Raw genomic sequence first — 19,969 nt, forward strand, 5'->3', positions numbered from 1 at the left:
TCAGCCGCCCGCCCGGATCGTAATCTGCCCGACGAACGCGAGCCCGCCGAGCAGCAGCGCCACCGGCAGCACCCCGTCGACGCGGTCGAACAGGCCGCCATGCCCGGGAATGAGCTTGCCCGAATCCTTGACCCCGGCGCGGCGCTTCATCCAGCTTTGCGCGAGGTCGCCCAGCTGGGCGAGCAGCCCCATGAACAGGCCGATCCACAGCGGCACCCCGATGATACCGGCACGGTCGCCGATGGTGGCGCTGGCAATCAGCGCGGCGATCATACCGCCGATCAGCCCCGACCAGGTTTTCGACGGGCTGATCGTCGGTGCCAGGCGCGCACCACCAAAGGCACGGCCCGCGAAATAGGCACCGATGTCGGTCGCCCACACCATGCCGAAGACCCAGAGTGCCGCCGTCATGCCCAGCTGGTCGCGGATGAACCAAAGCCCTGCCACGGCGCCAAGGGTAAGGACCGGCCCAAGCGCGATCAGCGCCCCTTTCGCGCCGCGGCTCAAGGTCATGGTGCGGACCAGCGCGAGCCATTCGGCGATGACCAGCGCCCCGCCGACCAACAGCAACAGGCCGAACGCAAGCCCGCCGAACCACAAAGCGGTGCCCGCGATCGCAAACAAGATGATCGCCGATCCGATCCGCACCCACAGGTCCGATTTGCCCGCCGTCATTATCTAAAGTCCCCCGTAACGACGATCGCGGCGCGCAAAATGGTCGAGCGCCGCCTTCAGGTCAGCCGGTTTGAAATCCGGCCACAAAATGTCGGTGAAATAGAGTTCTGCATAAGCCGATTGCCACAGCAGGAAATTCGACAGCCGCACTTCGCCCGAGGTGCGGATGAGCAGGTCGAGCGGGGGCATGTCGGCGGTGTCGAGGTGCGCCGCGATCGCCGCCTCGCTGATCTCGCCCGCCGCGGCGGCGGCCTGGGCAGCACGAACCAGTTCGTCCTGCGCGCCATAGTTGAGCGCGACCGCCAGCGTCGTGCGTTTGTTGCCCGACGTCCGCTCAAGGGCATTTTCGATCAGCTTGACCACATCAGGGGCCAGCGCGCGCCAATTGCCGATGACCTTCAGCTTGACGTCATTGGCAGCGAATTCGTCGAGGTCGGAGAGGATGAAGCGCTTCATCAGCCCCATCAGGTCGCTGACCTCTTCCTCGGGCCGTTTCCAGTTTTCGGAGCTGAAGGCATAGAGCGTCATCGCCTCGATGCCCAGGTCACCCGCCGCGCGGACAATCGTGCGCACCGCCTCGACCCCGGCCTTGTGACCGGCGACGCGGGGCAGCAGGCGTTTCTTGGCCCAGCGGCCATTGCCATCCATGATGATGGCGACATGGCGCGCGGCGTGGTTTGGCATCGTCACAACAGCCTCAGAACCCGTTCGTGTCGAGCGAAGTCAAGACACGTGAGGTCGCGCGCGAACGCAGCGTGTCTCGACTTCGCTCGACACGAACGGAAGAGAGGATGGTGCCCAAAAGCACTAGCCCAGGATTTCCTTTTCCTTCGCCGCCGCGGCGGCGTCGAGTTCGGCGATTGTCGCGTCGGTCAGCTTTTGCACCTCAGTCTCGTGGCGCTTGCGCTCGTCCTCGCTGATTTCCTTTTTATTCTCATCGGCCTTCAGATTGTCCATCCCGTCGCGGCGAACATTGCGCACCGCGATACGCGCCGCCTCGGCATATTTTCCGGCGAGCTTGGACAATTCCTTGCGGCGTTCCTGCGTCATTTCGGGGATCGGCAGGCGCAGCATCTGACCGTCGACGATCGGGTTGAGGCCCAGGCCCGCCGAGCGGATCGCCTTGTCGACCGGACCGACGTTCGATTTGTCCCACACCTGCACCGTCAGCATCCGCGCTTCGGGCGCGCTGACCGAGGCGACCTGGTTGAGTGGCATATGCGACCCATAGACTTCGACCGTCACCGGGTCGAGCAGCGCGGTGTGCGCGCGCCCGGTGCGCAGGCCCGAGAGGTCGCTTTTGAGCGCCTCGACCGCGCCGTGCATCCGGCGTTCGAGGTCGGCCTTGTCATATTTCGCCATCGTCTTGTCCTCTCTTATTTTGTCAGGCGTCGCCGAGCGTGCTTCCCTCAGTCGGCATCGCCGACGATCGTCGAAATACCCTCACCCGCCAATACCCGCGCCAGGTTTCCGGCTTCGCGAATGTTGAACACGACGATCGGGATATGGTTGTCGCGGCACAGCGCGACCGCGCTCGCGTCCATCACCTTCAGATTGTCGGCGAGTACGCGGTCATAGCTCAATGTATCGTAACGGACCGCCGATTTATCCTTTTTGGGATCAGCGTTATAGACGCCATCGACACTGGTACCCTTCAGCAGCGCATCGCACTTCATTTCGGCGGCGCGCAGCGCGGCGCCGCTGTCGGTGGTGAAATAGGGCGCGCCAACCCCCGCGGCAAAGATCACCACCCGGCCCTTTTCGAGATGGCGTTCGGCGCGGCGGCGGATCACCGGCTCGCACACTTTGTCCATCTCGATCGCCGACTGGACGCGCGTCTCGACGCCGATCTGCTCAAGCGCGTTCTGCATGGCGAGGGCGTTCATCACCGTCGCCAGCATGCCCATGTAATCGGCCTGCGCGCGGTCCATGCCCTTGGCGGCGCCCGCCATGCCGCGAAAGATGTTGCCGCCGCCGATGACGAGGCAGATTTCGAGCCCGCGTCCCTTGGCTGCCTTGACCTCGGCCGCCATGCTGGCGACCGTCTCTGGGTCGATGCCGAACGGCGTCGATCCCATCAACGCCTCGCCCGACAGTTTCAGCAAGATGCGTTTCATGCCGGGCAGTGCCATGGTGGGGGAACCTCTTGTAAGCAATGAATATGCGAATGGCGCGCACCCTAGTCAGAGTGCGCGCCATTGCCAAGCGGACTGCCGCGCCGTGGCGCCGCAATCCCGCGTTTCTTATTTAGACGCCGGCGACCGCCGCGACTTCCGCCGCGAAATCGCTTTCTTCCTTCTCGATGCCTTCGCCGAGCTGGAAGCGGGTGAAGCCCTTCAGCGTGATCGTCGCGCCAACGTCCTTGCCGGCAGCGGCGACGACTTCGGCGACCGGGGTCTTGCCGTCCATCACGAACAGCTGCGACAGCAGCGCGTTTTCCTTGCGGAACTTGGCGATGCCGCCGTCGACCATCTTCGCCGCGATGTCGGCGGGCTTGCCCGACTGGGCAGCCTTTTCCTCGGCGATCGCGCGTTCGCGCGCCACGAGTTCGGGGTCGAGATCGTCGCCGTTCAGCGCCAGCGGGTTCGCGGCGGCGACGTGCATCGCCAGCTGCTTGCCCAGCGGTTCGAGGACATCGGCGCCGGCGGTCGATTCGAGCGCGACGAGCACGCCGATCTTGCCCATGCCGGGAGCCGCCGCGTTATGGACATAAGCGGTGACGACGCCCGAATTCACCGTCATGATCGCGCTGCGGCGCAGCGACTGGTTTTCACCGATCGTGGCGATATTCTGGGTCAGCGCTTCAGTGACGGTGCCGCCGGCCGGATAGGCCGACGCGCCCAGCGCGTCGATGTCGGTGATGCTGCCGGCGAGCGCAACATTGGTCACGTCGCGGACGAAACCCTGGAACTGTTCGTTCTTGGCAACGAAATCGGTTTCGCTGTTCACTTCGACCATCGCGCCGCGAGTGCCATCGGTGGCGACGCCAACCAGACCCTCGGCAGCAACGCGGCCGGCCTTTTTGGCGGCGGCGGCGAGGCCCTTGGTGCGCAGCCAGTCGATCGACGCTTCGATGTCGCCGCCATTTTCGGCGAGCGCCCTTTTGCAGTCCATCATCCCTGCGCCCGTGCGGTCGCGCAGTTCCTTGACGAGAGCGGCCGTAATTTCAGCCATGGGTGATCCTTTCCAAGTGGGGGCAATCGGCTCTGCCAAATTGCCGATACGCCGCGCGGATGGCGGCGTGATAAGTCAGAACGATGACCGCGGCGACGTTTGCCCCAGGGCAAAGCGCCGCCGCGTCATGCGAGCTACGGCTTAGGCGTCGCTCTGGCGTTCGGTTTCGGCTGCGGCTTCGGCCGGAACCTGTTCGTCCTCGGTTACAGGGGCAGCATCAGCGGCCGGAGCGGCTTCGACGACCGGTGCGGTTTCAACAGCCGGGGTTTCTTCGGCCACCGGGGCGGCAGCCTCTTCGACCAGCGCCGGTTCGGCAACGGGTTCGACCGCTGCACCCAGATCTTCGCCGCGGTTGGCGCGGGCTTGCTGGCCGCCACGCGTTGCCGCCTGGGCAATCGCATCGCAGTAGAGGCGGATCGCGCGCGCTGCGTCGTCGTTCGCCGGAACCGGGAACGCGATGCCGTCGGGCGAAACGTTCGAGTCGAGGATCGCCACGACCGGGATGCCAAGGACGTTGGCTTCCTTGATCGCCAGCTCTTCCTTGTTCGCGTCGACGACGAACATCACATCGGGAATACCGCCCATGTCGCGGATACCGCCGAGCGACATTTCGAGCTTGTCGCGTTCACGGGTGCGGTTGAGCACTTCCTTCTTGGTCAGGCCCGAGGTGTCGCCCGAAAGCTGTTCCTCAAGGGTCTTGAGACGCTTGATCGAACCCGAAATCGTCTTCCAGTTGGTGAGCATGCCGCCCAGCCAGCGATGGTTGACGAAGTGCTGACCCGAAGCGCGCGCGGCATCGGCAATCGGGCCCTGCGCCTGGCGCTTGGTACCGACGAACAGGACCTTGCCACCCGAAGCGGCCGACGAGGCGACGAATTCGAGCGCGCGCGCAAAAAGCGGCACGGTCTGCGACAGGTCGAGAATGTGGATGCCGTTGCGCGCACCGAAGATATACGGCTTCATGCGCGGGTTCCAGCGGTGGGTCTGGTGGCCGAAGTGGGCGCCAGCCTCGATAAGATTCTGCATCGTGACGACAGGTGCCGCCATAGTCTTTCTCCTTCCGGTTGGTCCTCTGGAAAGCAAGAACCGGGTTCCGCAAGCGGATGGTCCCGGCACCGGTTTATGTGCGCTTTCCATGTGGAATGGGCGGCCCGTTAGCGGGCTTGGCCGTCAAAAGCAAGCACCGAGAGCGCGTTTAAAGCGGGTGGCGGCGGCGCACCGTCATTCGGTTGGACGACAATCTGACTCGGTTCGTCGCAAAACTGTTGAGAACAAATCAGGAACATGGAACGAAAAGTCCAGCGAAACCATCCTTTGCTCGAAAAGGTTACGTCAACGAAAACCCGGAAGGACAAATCATGGTTCAGGTCGCAGCCGCACTCCTCTTTGCCCTCGCCGCCGGACTCGGCATCACGGTGATCCTGGCGATGTTGAAATCGAACGAGTCGGCGATTCTGTCGGCGCTGCTTGGCGAAGGCGCTTTCGCGGCCGATACCGCACCGCAGCCCGGACCTGCGACGGTCATCAAGCTCCGCCCGTCAGCACCGCGTCGCCACATTGCGCGCGCCATCGTCGCTCGCCCTCAGTTCGGCCAGCCGCAATTCAGCCGCGCCGCCTGACCTTCGCATAACTGGCGAGGCCGAACGGCAGTGTCGCGGCATAGATGGCGCATACGGCGAGCAAGGTCAGCCAAGGTGCAGTGACCAGCGCAGCGCCGAGCAATCCGACCCCCGCCAGCGCGAACAATCGCCACGACCGGCGCAGACGGATCGATGCCCAGCTGTAGGTCGGGATCGCCGAGATCATCAGCATCGCGACACCGAGCGCCCAAGGCATTACCAGATACCATTCGCGGAACAGTTCATTGCCCGTCGTCAGCCACAGATAGACCGGCACGAACGCCAAGCCTGCCCCGGCAGGCGCGGGAATGCCGGTGTTGAAGCCAGCTGATTTATGCGGCTGAAAATCGGCGTCCATGCGCGAGTTGAAGCGCGCCAGACGCAGCGCGCAGCAGACGGCCAGCGCGAGCGCGGCGGTCCAGCCGAATTTCGGCGCATCCTGAAGCGACCACAGGAACAGGATCATCGCCGGAGCCACGCCAAAGGCAATGACGTCCGACAACGAATCGAGCTCGGCGCCGAATTTGCTCTGCGCGCGCAGCAGGCGGGCGATACGCCCGTCCATGCCGTCGAGCACCCCGGCAAAGATCACCGCGGCGATCGCCAGTTCAAACTGCCCGCCGATCGCAAAGCGTACCCCGGTCAAACCGAAACACAGCGCCAGCACGGTAATCGCATTGGGCGCAAAAGCGCGCAGGCCAATGCCGCCGATCCGGCGTCCCGCGGCGTCGGCCGGCAACTGATTGTCGTCCGCCACCCTGCCTATTGCCCGATGCCGTCGATCATGTCGGCCTTTCCGATCCGCGCGACGACGGTTTCACCCGCCAAGGTCCGCTGACCCAGCAGGATCTCCGGCGTCGTTCCGGCGGGCAGATACACATCAACGCGGCTACCGAAACGGATCAGCCCGACGCGCTGGCCGGTAGCGAGCTCGTTGCCCATGGTGACGAACGGCATGATCCGCCGCGCGACCAAGCCCGCGATCTGGGTAAAGCCGATCCGCACCCCGTCGGCGCGTTCGACCACAAAATGCTGGCGTTCATTCTCTTCGCTCGCCTTGTCGAGGTCGGCGTTGAGGAACTTGCCGGGAATATAAACGAGCTTGCGCAGCGTTCCCGCGACGGGGGTGCGGTTGATGTGGACGTCGAAGACGCTCATGAAAATCGATACGCGCAGCATCGGCGCGTCGCCCAGCCCGTCGGGTCCGGCGATCTCGGGCGGCGGCGGCACTTCGGCGATCTGGGTCACCAGCCCGTCGGCGGGGGCGATAACGACATCGCTGCCGGTCGGGGTGATGCGAACCGGGTCGCGAAAAAAGGCGCCGACCCACAATGTCACGCCCAGCATGAGCCACGGCAGGATCGGCCAGCCGAGCAGGAAGAAACAGAGGGTGATGATGCCGGCGATCAGAAGGAACTTGCGACCTTCGGGATGGATCGATGGCCATTGCCATTTGATGCCGCCACCGGGGCGGTTGGAAGAGATGATGTTGGACATGGCCGTTCTTCTAGGGTGCACACCTGATACTGACAATGGATAAGGCACCGGCGGGTTCCACCACGCCCATTGATCAATCGCGCCGCTTTGCCTAAGGCCCGCTGCAACTCCGACTCCCCAAGGATAAAGGCAGCAGCATGGGCAAGATCAAGGTAGCCAACCCGGTCGTCGAACTCGACGGCGACGAAATGACCCGGATCATCTGGCAGTGGATCCGCGAGCGGCTGATCCTTCCCTATCTCGACATCGACCTGCATTATTACGACCTCAGCATCGAAATGCGTGACCAGACCGATGACAAGATCACGGTCGATGCCGCCAACGCGATCGCCAAATATGGCGTCGGCGTGAAGTGCGCGACGATCACCCCCGACGAACAGCGGGTCGAGGAATTCGGTCTCAAGAAGATGTGGAAATCGCCGAACGGCACGATCCGCAACATCCTGGGCGGCGTGGTGTTCCGCGAACCCATCGTGATGAAGAATGTCCCCCGCCTCGTCCCCGGCTGGACCGACCCGATCGTCGTCGGCCGTCATGCGTTCGGCGACCAGTATAAGGCGACCGATTTCCGCGTCCCCGGCCCCGGCAAGCTGCGCCTGGTGTTCGAGGGCGAAGACGGCAAGGTCATCGACGAAGAGGTGTTCCTGTTCCCCTCATCAGGCGTCGCGATGGCGATGTACAATCTCGACGATTCGATCCGCGACTTCGCGCGCGCCAGTCTGAACTATGGCCTCGCGCGCCAATGGCCGGTGTATCTGTCGACCAAGAACACGATCCTGAAGGCCTATGACGGCCGCTTCAAGGATCTGTTCGAAGAAGTGTTCAACGCCGAATTCAAGGCGCAGTTCGACGCCGCGGGCATCGTGTACGAGCACCGCCTGATCGACGACATGGTCGCATCGGCGCTGAAATGGTCGGGCAAATTCGTCTGGGCCTGCAAGAATTACGACGGCGACGTCCAGTCGGACACCGTCGCGCAGGGCTTTGGCTCGCTCGGCCTGATGACCAGCGTGCTGATGACCCCCGACGGCCAGACGGTGGAATCCGAAGCTGCACACGGTACCGTCACCCGCCATTATCGCATGCACCAGCAGGGCAAGGCGACCTCGACCAACCCGATCGCGTCGATCTTTGCGTGGACCGGCGGCCTCAAGCACCGCGGCAAGCTCGACGACAACGCCGAACTGATCAAATTCGCCGACGACCTCGAAAAGGTCTGCGTCGCGACGGTCGAAAGCGGCAAGATGACCAAGGATCTGGCGCTGCTGATCGGCCCCGACCAGAATTGGCTGACCACCGAAGGGTTCTTCGAGGCGATCGTCGAAAATCTCGAAAAGAAGATGGGCGCTTAAAAAACAACCGAAAAGGTTGGGATAGCTATCTAGCCAATCGGGGCCGGCCTGCATAAGGTCGGCCCTTATGGTATCGGAAACAGAAACCTCGGCTATCGGCAACGCGCTGGTGGTGCTCGGCGCCGCGGGCATCGTCATCCCGGCGTTCGCGCGCTTTCGCCTGCCGCCCGTCATCGGGTTCATCCTCGTCGGCCTGCTTGTCGGACCGTCGGGGCTGGGCTCGCTGGCCGGCGATTATCCGTGGTTGAAGCATGTCACCATTGCCTCGGCCGACGACATCGCGCTGTTCGCCGAATTCGGCATCATCCTGCTGCTCTTCTCGATCGGCCTTGAACTGTCGTTCCGCCGCCTGTGGTCGCTCAGGAAACTGGTGTTCGGGGTCGGCGCCGCCGAACTGCTGCTCAGCGGTGCGATCCTCGGCGGCGGCCTGTGGCTGCTTGGCGGTCTTTCGACCCCGGCCGCCTTCGGCCTTGGCATCGCGCTGGCGCTGTCCTCGACCGCGCTGGTGCTGCCGATGGTGGGCACCAAGTCGGCGGTCGGCCGCGCCTCTTTTTCGATGCTGCTGTTCGAGGATCTGGCCATTGTGCCGATCATCTTCATCCTCGGCGCGTTCGCGCCCAATGCCGCGGGCGATAGCACCGAACTGCTCCTCACGACCCTGTGGCAAGGGGTGCTGGTCGTTGCCGTTCTGGCGGTCGCGGGCTGGTTTCTGCTGCCGCGCATTTTCGCTCAGGCGGCGCGCGCCAAGGATCCCGAACTGTTCCTCGCCGCCAGCCTGCTGGTGGTCATCGTCGCCGCGCTCGCGACCGCCACCGTCGGCCTGTCACCGATCGTCGGCGCGCTGCTCGCCGGGCTGATGATCGCCGAAACCGAATATCATGGCGAGGTCGAGGCGATCACCGCCCCGTTCAAAGGCCTCGCGCTCGGGGTGTTCCTGATCAGCGTCGGCATGGGCCTCAACCTCAAGACGATCGCCGAGCAATGGCCGATGCTCGTCGCGGCCGTCGTCGGGGTGGTGGTCGTCAAGGCGGTGGTCACCGCGCTGCTGCTGCGCTTTTCGGGCGCCCGCCGCGGCACCGCCGCCGAAGTTGGCCTGTTGATGTCCAGCCCGTCGGAAACCACGTTGATCGTGCTGACCGCCGCATTGGCGGCGGGGATCATCGACCCTGACACCGCCAGTTTCTGGCAATTGGTCACCGCGATCGGCCTTACCATCACGCCGCTGCTCGCGCGCGTCGGCCATGATATTGCGCGGCGGATCGAGATGCGCAGTGGCGACACGCCCGACGAAGAACCCGCGACAGCGCGCACCGTGATCGTCGGCTTTGGCCGCGTCGGGCGCACCGTCGCCGAATTGCTGCGCGAGCATGGCCGGTCCTATGTCGCGGTCGATGCCGATATCGACACCGTGGCGGCGGCGCGCCGCGACGGTTTTGCGGTGCGTTTCGCCGATGTCGCGCGGCCCGGCAGCCTCGACAAGCTGGGGATCGAGAGCGCCGACGCGATCGTGCTGACGATGGACGACCCGGTTCAGCAACTGCGGATGACCAAGCAGATGCGGCTGAAATATCCCGGCCTGCCGATCATCAGCCGCGCGCGCGACGCCGACCACGCCGCCGCACTCTATCAGGCGGGGGCAAGCGATGCGGTGCCCGAAACCCTCGAAAGTTCGTTGCAGCTTGCCGAGGCGGTGCTGATCGACCTGGGCGTCGCGATGGGGCCGGTGATCGCATCGATCCACGACGTTCGCGCCAGGATGCGGCGCGACATCATGACCAAGGGCGAGCTGGAGCGCGAACCCCGCATCCGCAAAGTGCGCCGCCCCGATGCCGGCAGCGAAACCGTTTAGCGGCCACCCGCCGTCGGCGCCGCCGTTGCGGTTGCAGCGCCCAGTGCCGACGCGTCGGCCAGCGTCATGCCCTTGGGCAGGATCGCCAGCGACCATTGGCGCGCGGGGGTCAGATATTGCTGCGCCAGCCGCTGAACATCGGCGGCGGTGACCGCCGAAATATCGTCCTGGATCGACAGCGCCGCGGCGGTGATCCGCGGATCGCGCGTCGCGCCTTCGAGCAGGAACATCCAATAGACATTGCCCGTCGACGCGCGCGCGACCTGCTCGCGGATCGGCACCGCGTTGCGCGTCAATTCGTCGGCGCTGACCGGTTTTGCGACCAAGTCGGCGGCAATGTCGCGCGCGATGCCATAGAAGCGGTCGAGATCCTTGGGCGCAAGCAGGCTGCCAACGAGCAGATAGCCGCCGCTGTCAAATCCGGTCGGCCAATGGCTGTCGACCACCGGGCCGTAACTCGCCCCCTGTTCGGCGCGCAGGCGGTCGAACAGGCGGTCATTGAACACCGCCGCCAGCACCTCAAGTCCGCGCGCATCACGCGGATTGGCCAAGCCGCCGCCGGTGGGCCACGCGGTCATCGCCGCCGCCTGCCCCTGTTCGCCGCGATGATAGGCGATTTCGGGTACCGTCACATGTTTGGCAAAATCGACCCGCTGGCCGCTGGCCGGCGCCAAGGTCGGCCGCGGCGACAGCGCACCGACCGTTTCACTCAGGATCTTGCGATAGTCGATCGATTCAAGGTCGCCGAAAATCTGCACCTCAATCGGACCGCTGGCGAGCCGCGGTTCCCAGAAGGCGCGGAACGCCGCGGGCGTCAGCGCCTCGATCTGCGCTTTGTCGGGCGCGGCCCAACGTGCGTCATTGTTGGTCAACCAGCCGCGCAGATTGCGGTCGAGCACCGCATTGGGGGTGGCGTCGTTGAGGTCGTAGCCGGTGAGATACCCGATGCGGAGCCGCTCGATCGGCGCCGCGTCCCAGCGTGGCTGGGCCAGCTTGCCCGCGATCAATCGCATCTGGTCGGCCAGATCCGCGGGTTTGCTTTCCGCCGACAGTTCGAACGCATCGTCGTCGATCGCAAAGTTCAGCTGGATTTGACGCCCGTTGGTCAGCTGGTCGATCTCATTCTGCCCCCACGGCCCGATCCCACTCGCGACCAGCGCATAGTCGCCGGTCCACAACAGGTTGGGCGCGTCGGCGGCAACGCTGCGGTTGCCGGTACCGAACCGCACATTGACGCGAACCTTGCCCGGTTCGACCTTGTTGTTCGACACCAGCGCGGTCACGCCATTGGCAAATTCAATCCGCTCGGCGCGCAGGCCGAGAATATTCGTCGTCGACGCGATCGTTCCCGGCTGACCGAACGCGGGCAGCTGTTTGAAATCGGCCTCGACCGTCGCCAGCCGATCGTCGCGCGCGGTCACCGGCGCTTTCAGCGCGGCGAGGACAGCAGAATTACCGCCCGCCGCAGTCGGGGTGGTCAGCACGGCCCGCGTCACCGGCGCCGCAAAAATCGCCTTGCTGATCTCCAGCATCACCTTCGGCGTCGCCGAGGCACGGATCGCCGCGAACATGTCGACCTGTCCCTGCGGACTGGTGACCGTCTCGCCGATGTCGACCGCGCGGACCATATCGTCGGCCAGCCGCGCGCCCGGCTCGTTGCGCGCATTTTCCAGTTCCTTGCGCAGGAACGCTTCGATTTCGTTTGCTTCGCGGTCGATGTCGGCCTGCGACGGCGGGGTGCTGACGGCATCGGCAATCACGCCGCGCACGTCGGCGAGCGCGGCCTTCCAGTCGCTGAGCGGAACGATCGACGCCATCGTCACGTCGGCGCTGCGACTGACATACTGCTGTTCGACCGTCGCGACCAGATAGCTGCCGCCGCTGCGCGCGCGGTTCTCCAGCCGCCGGTTGACCAGCGCTTGAGCGATGAATTCCAGATAGAGCCGTCGCGTGTTTTCGACGGTGTCGATGCGTTTCTGCCACGGGCGGACCATCGCCAGCGTCAGTGCGAGCGGCTGATTTGCCTCGACGATCTCGAGTGCTGCGGGCGCCTTGGGATCGGGTTTGCCGAAATCGGGGGCCGCCGGATTCGCCCCGTTACCCCGCCAGTCACCGTAATATTTGGCGACCAGCCGCGCCAATTCTGCCGGGTCAGCGTCGCCGACGATGACCACCACCGCGCGCTCGGGGCGGTACCAGCGATCGTGAAACGCGGTGACCGACGTCGCGCTGGCCTTGCCCAACGACGCTGTCGTACCGATCGGCGAGCGATCGCCGAGGAGCTGGCCCGCGAACAGATGCGCGTTGGTCGCATCGCCGATCCGTTTTTGCGGTCCGTCCGATTCGCGCAGTTCGGACATCACAACGCCGCGTTCGGCGGCGACCGCCAGTTCCGAGATCCGCGGTTCGCGAACCATGCCCGACAGCAATTTCATGCTTTCGTCGAGGTTGGCCGGGGTCACGCTCGGCAGGTCGAGCTGGTACACGGTCTGGGTCGGAGTGGTTTGCGCGTTCGAATCGCTGCCAAAGGTAACCCCGAATCGCTGCCAGATGCGTTTGGCTTCGCCGTCGGGAATATGCTCCGAGCCGCGAAAGGTGAGATGTTCGAGCAGATGGGCGTAACCCCGCTCTTGCTCGGTTTCGAACATCGATCCGACGTCCATCCGTACCCGGATCGACACCTGCCCCGGCGGCACCCCGTTGTTGCGCACCGCATAGCGCACGCCATTGGGCAGGACGCCGAACTGCCAGGCGGTGTCGCGCGGAATGTCGCTGCCGGCATAGAGCCAGTCGCCGCTGGGTGCCTGGCGGCTCGCCGTCGTCTTTGCCGTGCTGTCTTGGGCAATGACGGCCGCTGGCAACAGCAACAGCGCAGCGGCGGTGCTGGCACACAGGAAGGACCGGGTAAAACGAAGCGACATGCGCACGGGGGAACTGGACATCAGGCCATCTTATCGCCTTCGAACCTTGCTGGCCACTGAACTATCGCGGCGCTTGTCCTGCCTGCCGCATCGGCTTAGCCAGATGGGATGACCGTAACGCCCCCTCCCTCGCCCGCCGTCCCGATCGCCGCCCTGGTCCAGATGACGACCGGAATCGATCCGGCGGCCAACCTTGCAACGATCGATCGCGCAATGGCAGAGGCAGCGGCGGCCGGCGCGGCGATGGCATTCTTACCCGAAATGTCGCTGCTCCTGGATCGCGACCGGGCACGATCGGCGCCGCACATTGTCCGCGAAGCCGACAGCCCGTGGCCCGCGGCCTTACAGCGAATGGCGCAGAAGCATGGCCTCTGGCTCCATACGGGATCGATCCCGGTGCTGGCCGACGATGGCGAACGGCGCGTCAACCGCAGCCATGTCATCGCCGCCGATGGCACCATCCGTGCGACCTATGACAAGGTTCACATGTTCGACGTAACCCTGCCTTCGGGCGAGAATTGGACCGAATCATCGGCCTATGTGGGCGGCGACAAAATCGTCGTCGTCGATACGCCGCTCGGCCGATTGGGGCTGAGCATCTGTTATGATTTGCGGTTTCCCGAACTTTACGGCGCATTGGTCGATCGGGGCGCAGCGCTGATCGCGATCCCCGCCGCTTTCACCGTATCAACCGGCGAAGCGCATTGGCATGTGCTGATGCGCGCCCGCGCGATCGAAACCGGCTGCCATATCCTGGCGGCGGCGCAATGCGGTGATCATCAGGATGGCCGATCGACCTATGGCCACAGCCTGGCCGTCGACCCGTGGGGCGCGGTGCTCGCCGATGCCGGGGCGGCGGCGGCAAGCGAGGGGGGCTATCAAACGGTTCTGGCGCCGATCGACGCGGCTGCGGCAGAGCGCGCGCGCACGGCGATCCCTTTGGCACGCTCGCGGGCGATGCGGAACATTAGGCTGTAGCGCCTGTCGACGGACGTCTATCCGGCGCGCGAGCCGCGACGGCACGCCTTAACCCGCGCAAACAAATATCATAGACGCGCAAAAGGCCCCGAGCGGAGCTCGGAGCCTTTTGGTATCAATATCGATCAGCCGTAATTACGGGCTGGTCGGCGAGTCGTCGTTGTTGTCCGACGCGATGATGATGCCACCGATGATCGCAGCGAGCGCGACGATAGCGATGATCCAGCTCGTGCTGCCTTCGAGTTCGCTCTGGCCATCAACGGCCGAAGCTGCACGTGCTGCGGGAGCGGCCGACGCGGCAACCGGGGCTGCAATCATCGAGGTCGCTGCGAGGGAGATCGCAGCCTTCTTAAGCAGGTTCATCATATTCTCCGTCCACTGGATTAGTTTTGTCGAATCACACCGGGGGGACCCCCGGTCTGCTTCTGCAGCGCCGTCTTAGGCACAGCGTTCAGCAAATGCAACGACGATTTGCCCTAGCTCGCCAATTCTTACCAAATTGCTAAATAGAGAGAAAGTTGTTGCATCGAAGCCACTATCCGCGGCGAACATGGTCAAAGGATTCGCTGGTCACGGGATAGCCCAAATGCCCCGGAATGCACAAAAACGCCTGCCCGTCGCGATCTTCGATCCACGGTGTGATCAATTCGACCGGAAACTGGTCCGAATGCACCGAAAACCCCGTAAAATCCGTAACCTGCGCCAGGCGTTCGAGGTTGCGGCGGGTCGGAAAAATGACCGACACCTCGCCGCGGTCGGCCATGGCCAGCGTTTCGGCCGCGCTGGCCCAGAAAATATGGCTGTGCTCGGCCTCTTCGACCGTCAGTTCATGACTGTGCGGCGGCGCGGCGACGGCATAAAATCGTGTGTCGAAGGTCCGCGCTTCTTTGAAATTGGGGCACCAGCGCGCGAAAGGCACCAGTGATTCCAGCGCGATTCGATCCCCCCGCGCCGCGAGGATGTCGGAAAGCAGCGTGCCGGCCAGCAACGCCTGGCGCACCGCGGCGACATCACCCTCGGCCAATGCCGGCCAGCCGACCGCCAGCCCGGTTTCTTCCAGCGTCTCGCGGAGCGCCGCGACCCGCGCCGCACCGTCGGCCTCGGCAAGGTCGGGCGCGTGCTGGCGGGCGACCAGATAATCGTCCGGATCGACCCGGCCGCCGGGAAAGACGACGGCGCCGGCAGCAAAGGCCATCGTCGTCGATCGCTTGACCATGAGGATGTCATCGGCCCCGCCGCCGTCCGACGGGCGCATGATGACCAGCGTGGCGGCGGGAATGGCGCCTTCGGGCAAAATTTCGGGCTGGGCGGATGGCGGCGCAATATTGCTCATGGCCGATGCGATAACCCTGCGCCGCGCGCTTGTCATCCTTGTCATCTCGGCATTGCGGGCCCGCGAGTGCGGGTGCAAGATGGGGGCCGGCCATATGGGGAGCAGGATATTGGGAATCGTCGAGATTTTGGGCGTCGCCGGCAGTCTCAGCCTCCTCGCCGGGTGGCGGCTCTACCTCACCATATTGGCCACCGGCACCGCGATGCATTTCGGCTGGCTGCCGCTGCCCGAACATCTGGCAGCATTGCAGGTGCTGGCCAATCCGTGGGTGCTGGGGGTCGCGGCGGTCGGCACCCTGGCCGAATTCCTGGCCGACAAAATCGCCTGGGTCGATTCGATCTGGGACATGATTCACAGCGTCATCCGCCCGCTCGGCGGCGCGCTGCTCGCCCTCGCGCTCGTCGATGCGTCGGATCCGACCTGGCAGGTGATCGCCTTTCTGCTCGGCGGCGGCGGCGCCTTGCTCAGCCACGGCGCCAAGGCGACGACGCGCGCCGTCGTCAATGCCAGCCCCGAACCGTTCAGCAATGCGGTGGTATCGACCGGCGAAGATGTCGCGACCGGCGGCCTGCTGGCGCTGGCGATCGCCTATCCGCCGGTCGCGATCGTCATCGCCATCGTGATGGCGGTCGCCGCGGTCGTGGTGATCATCGCGCTGCGCCGCCTGCTCCGCAACATCAAGGCGACACTGAAGCGCGCGCTGGGCGACGAGCCGCCCCCAGCCGACGCGCTTCCGCCCGCCTAGCGTCAGGCCGGGAGCAGCGCTTTCAGCGGCATTTCGGTGTCGGCGAGCTGCTCGGCGCTGGCCATCAGCCCGGCGGTGACGATCATCCGGCCTTGGACATAATCCTTGGTGGCGTTGACGCAGTCGATCGCGATCACCTTCCCCGCCTTGAGATATACGACCGAGAAGCTGCGTGTCGCCGGATCGCCGCGCAGCACCGCGCGATCGTGGCCGGTCGACAGGCCCGCGGTCTGGAGCTTGAGGTCATATTGGTTCGACCAGAACCATGGGATGGCATGATAAGGCGCCTCGTCGCCGACGATACCTTTGGCGACGACATTCGCCTGGTCGTTGGCGTTCTGAACCGATTCAAGGCGGATGCAGGCGCCCTCTGCGAAATCATTCTCGTGTGCAGCGCAGTCGCCGATTGCATAAATGTCGGGCAGGCTGGTCTTGCACAGCCGGTCGACGAGCACGCCATTGCCGCCAGCGGCACCCGCCGCGACCAGCGGCTCGACCGCGGGAACGATGCCGATGCCGACGATGACGAGGTCGGCAGCGATGACCTCGCCGTCGGCGAGCCGAACGCCGGTGACATGCGCCTCGCCCTCGATCGCCGCAACCGACACGCCAAGGCGGAGGTCGACGCCATGGTCGCGGTGCTCGCGTTCATAAAAGCGCGACAGCTCGGTCCCGGCGACCCGCGCCAGCACGCGGTCGAGCGCCTCAAGCAGCACCACTTTCTTGCCCGCCTTGCGCAGCACCGCGGCAGCCTCAAGCCCGATGTAACCGCCGCCGATGACGACGATCTGGCCCGCAGTTTCAGAGGCCGCCTTCATCGCATCGGCGTCGGCGCGGGTGCGCACCCCCTGCACGCCGGCAAGATCGCCGCCGGGGATCGGGAGCATCCGGGGCGAGCCGCCGGTCGCCCAGACGAGCTTGCCATAACCGATCGTCTCGCCGCCCTCGGTCGTCACCTTATGGCCGGCAGGATCGACCGACACGACGCGCTGGCCGAGCAGCATCGTCACCTCGCGCTCGTCCCAATATTTGGCGGGGCGCAGCTGGATGCGTTCAAATTCCTTCTCGCCGGCGAAATATTCCTTCGACAGCGGCGGCCGTTCATAGGGCAGCTCGGGCTCGTCGCCGATGATCGCAATCGTCCCCGCGAACTTTTGCGTCCGCAGCATGATCGCCACCTGCGCGCCGCCATGTCCCGCGCCGACTATCACCACATCGAAGTGCATCGCGTCCTCTCCCGCCGTCCGTGCGCGTCCCTTGCATGGCATGCAATACGAGACAAGCGGCGGCGGGCTGGTGATCGGCAAAGAAAAACTTGGCAGCGGCGACGCCGCAGCGATCAGTCGCGGTGGGCCAGCCGGGCGCGGATTGCCGCGGTATAGGTGCGGCCGACGCGCAGCTCGGTGCCATCGCTCAGCACGGCGATCAGCGAATGAAACTGCCCGCTTTTGACGCGCTCTACCGCGTCGACCCGGACCATCGTGCTGCGATGGATGCGCAGAAATTGCTGCGCAGGCAACAGCCGTTCCAGCGTTGCAAGATTTTCGTTGTAGAGATAGCTCTGGCCGTCGGCGTGGAGGCGGACATAGTCGCGTTCGGCGCCGACGTGGCTGATGCTCTCGGGCTTGATTCGGATATATTCGCCGCTGGCCCGTACCCATAATTCGGCCATGTGCTGACGCCCGCTGTCGCCGGTTGCGCGCAGATTGGCGACCACCTCTTCCAACTCGCGGATGCGGTCGCTGCTGTTCGACTGATCGACTGCGGCGCGCGCGCGGTCCATTGCGGTCTGGAACCGTCCCGTTTCGATCGGTTTGGTGACATAATCGACCGCGCGCGCATCGAATGCGCGCAACGCCTGATCGTTGAATGCGGTGACGAAAACGACCGCCGGGGCGGGATCGGACAAGTGGCGGAGCAGGTCGAACCCGCTGCCGCCCGGCATCCGGATGTCGAGCAGGATGATGTGGCACGCGGAGGTGGCCAGCCATTCGACCGCCTGCGCGACATTGCCCGCCTGTCCCACCTCGCCCACCCACGGCAGCTGTTGCGCCAACCGCACCGCACGGCGCCGCGCCAACGGCTCGTCATCGACGACCAATATCGCCAGACCCGCCATTACACCGCCCACGGCAGCCGGATTTCGGCACGGAAAAGCGCGGGCGACAGCTTGGTTTCAAACGAGCTGGCCCCGCCAAAACGCGCCGACAGCCGTTCGGCGACATTGCACAGCCCGATCCGGCCGCCCGGCCGCGAAGCGCCTTCGTCGATCGAGCAGAGATCATTTTCGACCCGGATGCCGAGCTGGCCGCCGTCGCGCCACGCGGTGATGCGGATCCCGACTTCGCCGGTGCAGGGCTCGACGCCATGCCTTACCGCATTTTCGACCAGCGGCTGCAGGATCAGATTGGGCACCAGCGCGTGCAGTGCAGCTTCTTCAACGTCGATCGTGAATCGCATGCGGTCGGGAAAACGCTCGCGCTCGATCTCGAGATAATCTTCCTGCAATTCCAGTTCGGCCGCCAGCGTCACGTCCTTCATCGGATCGAGTTCGAGCGTCTGGCGAAGGAAGGCCGACAGCGAGACCATCATCCGCTGCGCCCGCGCGGTCGCCCCCTCCTCGACCAGCCCCATCGCGGAATTGAGCGTGTTGAACAGGAAATGCGGGTTGATCTGATAACGCAGCGCCCGCATCTGCGCCGACAGCGCCTCTTCGCGGGCGAGCGCCAGACTGCGTTCGCGGTCGCGGACATCGAAGCTGTAGATCATCGCGATGTAGAGGCACGACCAGCCGAAAAACATCGCAGTGCTGGAAATCATCGTGTGCCCGAACTGGACATTATCGAACACCCAGCTGACCGGCCGCACCATCCACAAATAGATGAAAATATCGAAGACGCTGTAGATCGCCGCGGCGAGGATCGAGAAGGTGAAGGCAACCAGAACTTTGATAAAAATCGATGCCGCGCGCAGCCGGAACAGCAGCGCGGTCACCACCAGCGTCAGCGCCGCACCGAAACTGTTCAGCACCACCTTGCCGAATGCCGATGCGATCGGGTCGGTGCCGACGATACCCCAGAGCAGGCTGTCCGAAACGAGCACGCAGAGCCAAAACAGCGCCGCCAGCTTGACCGTCGTCGCCGTGATCGCCTTGCGTTCCTGCATCGTTGCGGGTGGCGGCGTGACAGACGCGCGCGCGCCGCCGTGCGGCGGCGCGTCTGATTCCGCCGTCCGCGCTTGAACGCTGGTCATTGCCGACAAGCCATTGGTAGAAAACCCCGCCCGTTCATTGTGCCCGGCAAGCCAATCGCCGGTTTCCCCCTCATCCTTCGTTGGCATTGCGATAGCATCACCGCGCCATGAAACATATCGATCCATCATTCTATCCCGCGCCCTATTCGGCACGGAGCGGCTTTGACCGCGATGACCGGACCATCGTCCTGGTGACCATATCGCGGTTTCAGGGCGAAGACGCCATTTCGCGAATAAAATCGGCTCTCCCCGGATCGGACATCATCAACTTGTCGCAGCTCTATATTGACCGAAATCTGAGCGATCCGATGCCGCCGCCATCTGTGCTCACCCATCGGCAGCAGGAAATTCTGGACTATCTGCTGCACGGCATGTCCAACAAGGAAATCGGCCGCAAACTTGGCTTGTCGCATTTCACGGTGCGAAATCATGTGTCGAACATCTTGCGCATCCTGAACTTTCCCTGTCGCCGGGAAATGCGCCGCTCGCTGGGTGCAAGCCACGCCGCGCCAACCTATCCCACCGCTTTGATCGCATAGCCGCCGCGCCCCAGTGCGCGCTCGATCGCCCCCGG

20 protein-coding genes are annotated in these 19,969 nt (G+C 64.6%); 6 read left to right on the top strand and 14 right to left on the bottom strand.

Annotation, left to right across the window (positions count from 1 at the left end):
• From FFS68_RS10780 to rpsB, 6 genes are all read right to left on the bottom strand, one after another.
• Positions 1–675, bottom strand: coding sequence for a phosphatidate cytidylyltransferase (locus FFS68_RS10780; RefSeq protein ID WP_137753200.1), 675 nt, complete (start codon positions 673–675; stop codon positions 1–3).
• Between the two features lie 3 nt (positions 676–678).
• Positions 679–1,359: a polyprenyl diphosphate synthase gene (gene uppS / locus FFS68_RS10785; RefSeq protein WP_137753201.1), complete on the bottom strand. Its 681-nt coding sequence runs from the start codon at positions 1,357–1,359 to the stop codon at positions 679–681.
• Positions 1,360–1,482: 123 nt separating this feature from the next.
• On the bottom strand, positions 1,483–2,037 hold the full coding sequence (gene frr, locus FFS68_RS10790) for a ribosome recycling factor (protein ID WP_137753202.1): 555 nt from the start codon (positions 2,035–2,037) through the stop codon (positions 1,483–1,485).
• A gap of 47 nt (positions 2,038–2,084) precedes the next feature.
• Positions 2,085–2,807 (bottom strand): UMP kinase, encoded by a 723-nt coding sequence (gene pyrH / locus FFS68_RS10795; RefSeq protein WP_137753203.1) that lies wholly within the window; start codon positions 2,805–2,807, stop codon positions 2,085–2,087.
• 115 nt (positions 2,808–2,922) lie between these two features.
• On the bottom strand, positions 2,923–3,849 hold the full coding sequence (gene tsf, locus FFS68_RS10800; RefSeq protein ID WP_137753204.1) for a translation elongation factor Ts: 927 nt from the start codon (positions 3,847–3,849) through the stop codon (positions 2,923–2,925).
• Positions 3,850–3,990: 141 nt separating this feature from the next.
• Complete coding sequence (gene rpsB, locus FFS68_RS10805; RefSeq protein ID WP_137753205.1) at positions 3,991–4,896, bottom strand: 30S ribosomal protein S2; 906 nt, start codon at positions 4,894–4,896, stop codon at positions 3,991–3,993.
• A 182-nt stretch (positions 4,897–5,078) separates the two neighbouring features.
• On the opposite strand from rpsB, the gene FFS68_RS10810 reads away from it, so the two are divergent.
• Entirely contained in the window at positions 5,079–5,468 is a 390-nt protein-coding gene (locus FFS68_RS10810; RefSeq protein ID WP_249340125.1) for a hypothetical protein, read from the top strand.
• Here the strand turns inward: FFS68_RS10810 and FFS68_RS10815 are convergent.
• Both FFS68_RS10815 and FFS68_RS10820 read right to left on the bottom strand, forming a co-directional pair.
• A complete protein-coding gene (locus FFS68_RS10815) occupies positions 5,452–6,225 on the bottom strand; it encodes a phosphatidylcholine/phosphatidylserine synthase (RefSeq protein WP_171003827.1) in 774 nt (257 codons plus the stop codon). The genes FFS68_RS10810 and FFS68_RS10815 overlap by 17 nt on opposite strands.
• Positions 6,226–6,230: 5 nt before the next feature.
• Positions 6,231–6,965: a phosphatidylserine decarboxylase gene (locus tag FFS68_RS10820; protein WP_137753206.1), complete on the bottom strand. Its 735-nt coding sequence runs from the start codon at positions 6,963–6,965 to the stop codon at positions 6,231–6,233.
• 137 nt (positions 6,966–7,102) lie between these two features.
• Between FFS68_RS10820 and FFS68_RS10825 the strand changes: the two genes are divergently transcribed.
• Positions 7,103–8,317 carry an NADP-dependent isocitrate dehydrogenase gene (locus tag FFS68_RS10825; RefSeq protein WP_137753207.1) on the top strand — a complete coding sequence of 405 codons (1,215 nt, stop codon included), beginning with the start codon at positions 7,103–7,105 and terminating at the stop codon, positions 8,315–8,317.
• Positions 8,318–8,384: 67 nt separating this feature from the next.
• Positions 8,385–10,166, top strand: coding sequence for a cation:proton antiporter (locus tag FFS68_RS10830; RefSeq protein ID WP_137753208.1), 1,782 nt, complete (start codon positions 8,385–8,387; stop codon positions 10,164–10,166).
• Here FFS68_RS10830 and FFS68_RS10835 read toward each other — a convergent pair.
• Positions 10,163–13,108 (bottom strand): M16 family metallopeptidase, encoded by a 2,946-nt coding sequence (locus tag FFS68_RS10835; RefSeq protein WP_137753209.1) that lies wholly within the window; start codon positions 13,106–13,108, stop codon positions 10,163–10,165. The two genes, FFS68_RS10830 and FFS68_RS10835, sit on opposite strands and share 4 nt — an antisense overlap.
• Before the next feature lie 87 nt (positions 13,109–13,195).
• Between FFS68_RS10835 and FFS68_RS10840 the strand changes: the two genes are divergently transcribed.
• The gene (locus FFS68_RS10840) at positions 13,196–14,065 is read left to right on the top strand and encodes a carbon-nitrogen hydrolase family protein (RefSeq protein ID WP_137753210.1); all 870 of its coding nucleotides are present in this window, start codon (positions 13,196–13,198) and stop codon (positions 14,063–14,065) included.
• A 135-nt stretch (positions 14,066–14,200) separates the two neighbouring features.
• Here the strand turns inward: FFS68_RS10840 and FFS68_RS10845 are convergent, their stop codons facing one another.
• Together FFS68_RS10845 and FFS68_RS10850 are read right to left on the bottom strand one after the other, a co-directional pair.
• Positions 14,201–14,431, bottom strand: coding sequence for a hypothetical protein (locus FFS68_RS10845; protein WP_249340126.1), 231 nt, complete (start codon positions 14,429–14,431; stop codon positions 14,201–14,203).
• A 169-nt stretch (positions 14,432–14,600) separates the two neighbouring features.
• On the bottom strand, positions 14,601–15,398 hold the full coding sequence (locus FFS68_RS10850) for an NUDIX domain-containing protein (RefSeq protein WP_137753211.1): 798 nt from the start codon (positions 15,396–15,398) through the stop codon (positions 14,601–14,603).
• Positions 15,399–15,507: 109 nt separating this feature from the next.
• Between FFS68_RS10850 and FFS68_RS10855 the strand changes: the two genes are divergently transcribed.
• Complete coding sequence (locus FFS68_RS10855; protein WP_137753230.1) at positions 15,508–16,143, top strand: DUF4126 domain-containing protein; 636 nt, start codon at positions 15,508–15,510, stop codon at positions 16,141–16,143.
• A 2-nt stretch (positions 16,144–16,145) separates the two neighbouring features.
• On the opposite strand, the gene FFS68_RS10860 is transcribed toward FFS68_RS10855, so the two are convergent.
• The 3 genes from FFS68_RS10860 to FFS68_RS10870 all read right to left on the bottom strand — a co-directional run bounded on the left by FFS68_RS10860 (position 16,146) and on the right by FFS68_RS10870 (position 19,395).
• Entirely contained in the window at positions 16,146–17,369 is a 1,224-nt protein-coding gene (locus tag FFS68_RS10860) for an FAD-dependent oxidoreductase (RefSeq protein WP_137753212.1), read from the bottom strand.
• A 113-nt stretch (positions 17,370–17,482) separates the two neighbouring features.
• Positions 17,483–18,262, bottom strand: coding sequence for a LytTR family DNA-binding domain-containing protein (locus tag FFS68_RS10865; protein WP_137753213.1), 780 nt, complete (start codon positions 18,260–18,262; stop codon positions 17,483–17,485).
• The gene (locus tag FFS68_RS10870) at positions 18,262–19,395 is read right to left on the bottom strand and encodes a histidine kinase (RefSeq protein WP_212742344.1); all 1,134 of its coding nucleotides are present in this window, start codon (positions 19,393–19,395) and stop codon (positions 18,262–18,264) included. The genes FFS68_RS10865 and FFS68_RS10870 overlap by 1 nt, the downstream gene beginning before the upstream one ends.
• 107 nt (positions 19,396–19,502) lie before the next feature.
• On the opposite strand from FFS68_RS10870, the gene FFS68_RS10875 reads away from it, so the two are divergent.
• Complete coding sequence (locus tag FFS68_RS10875) at positions 19,503–19,934, top strand: LuxR C-terminal-related transcriptional regulator (RefSeq protein WP_137753214.1); 432 nt, start codon at positions 19,503–19,505, stop codon at positions 19,932–19,934.
• Positions 19,935–19,969: the final 35 nt, after the last annotated feature.

Source organism: Sphingopyxis sp. L1A2A, from assembly GCF_005502465.1.
Lineage (GTDB): Bacteria > Pseudomonadota > Alphaproteobacteria > Sphingomonadales > Sphingomonadaceae > Sphingopyxis.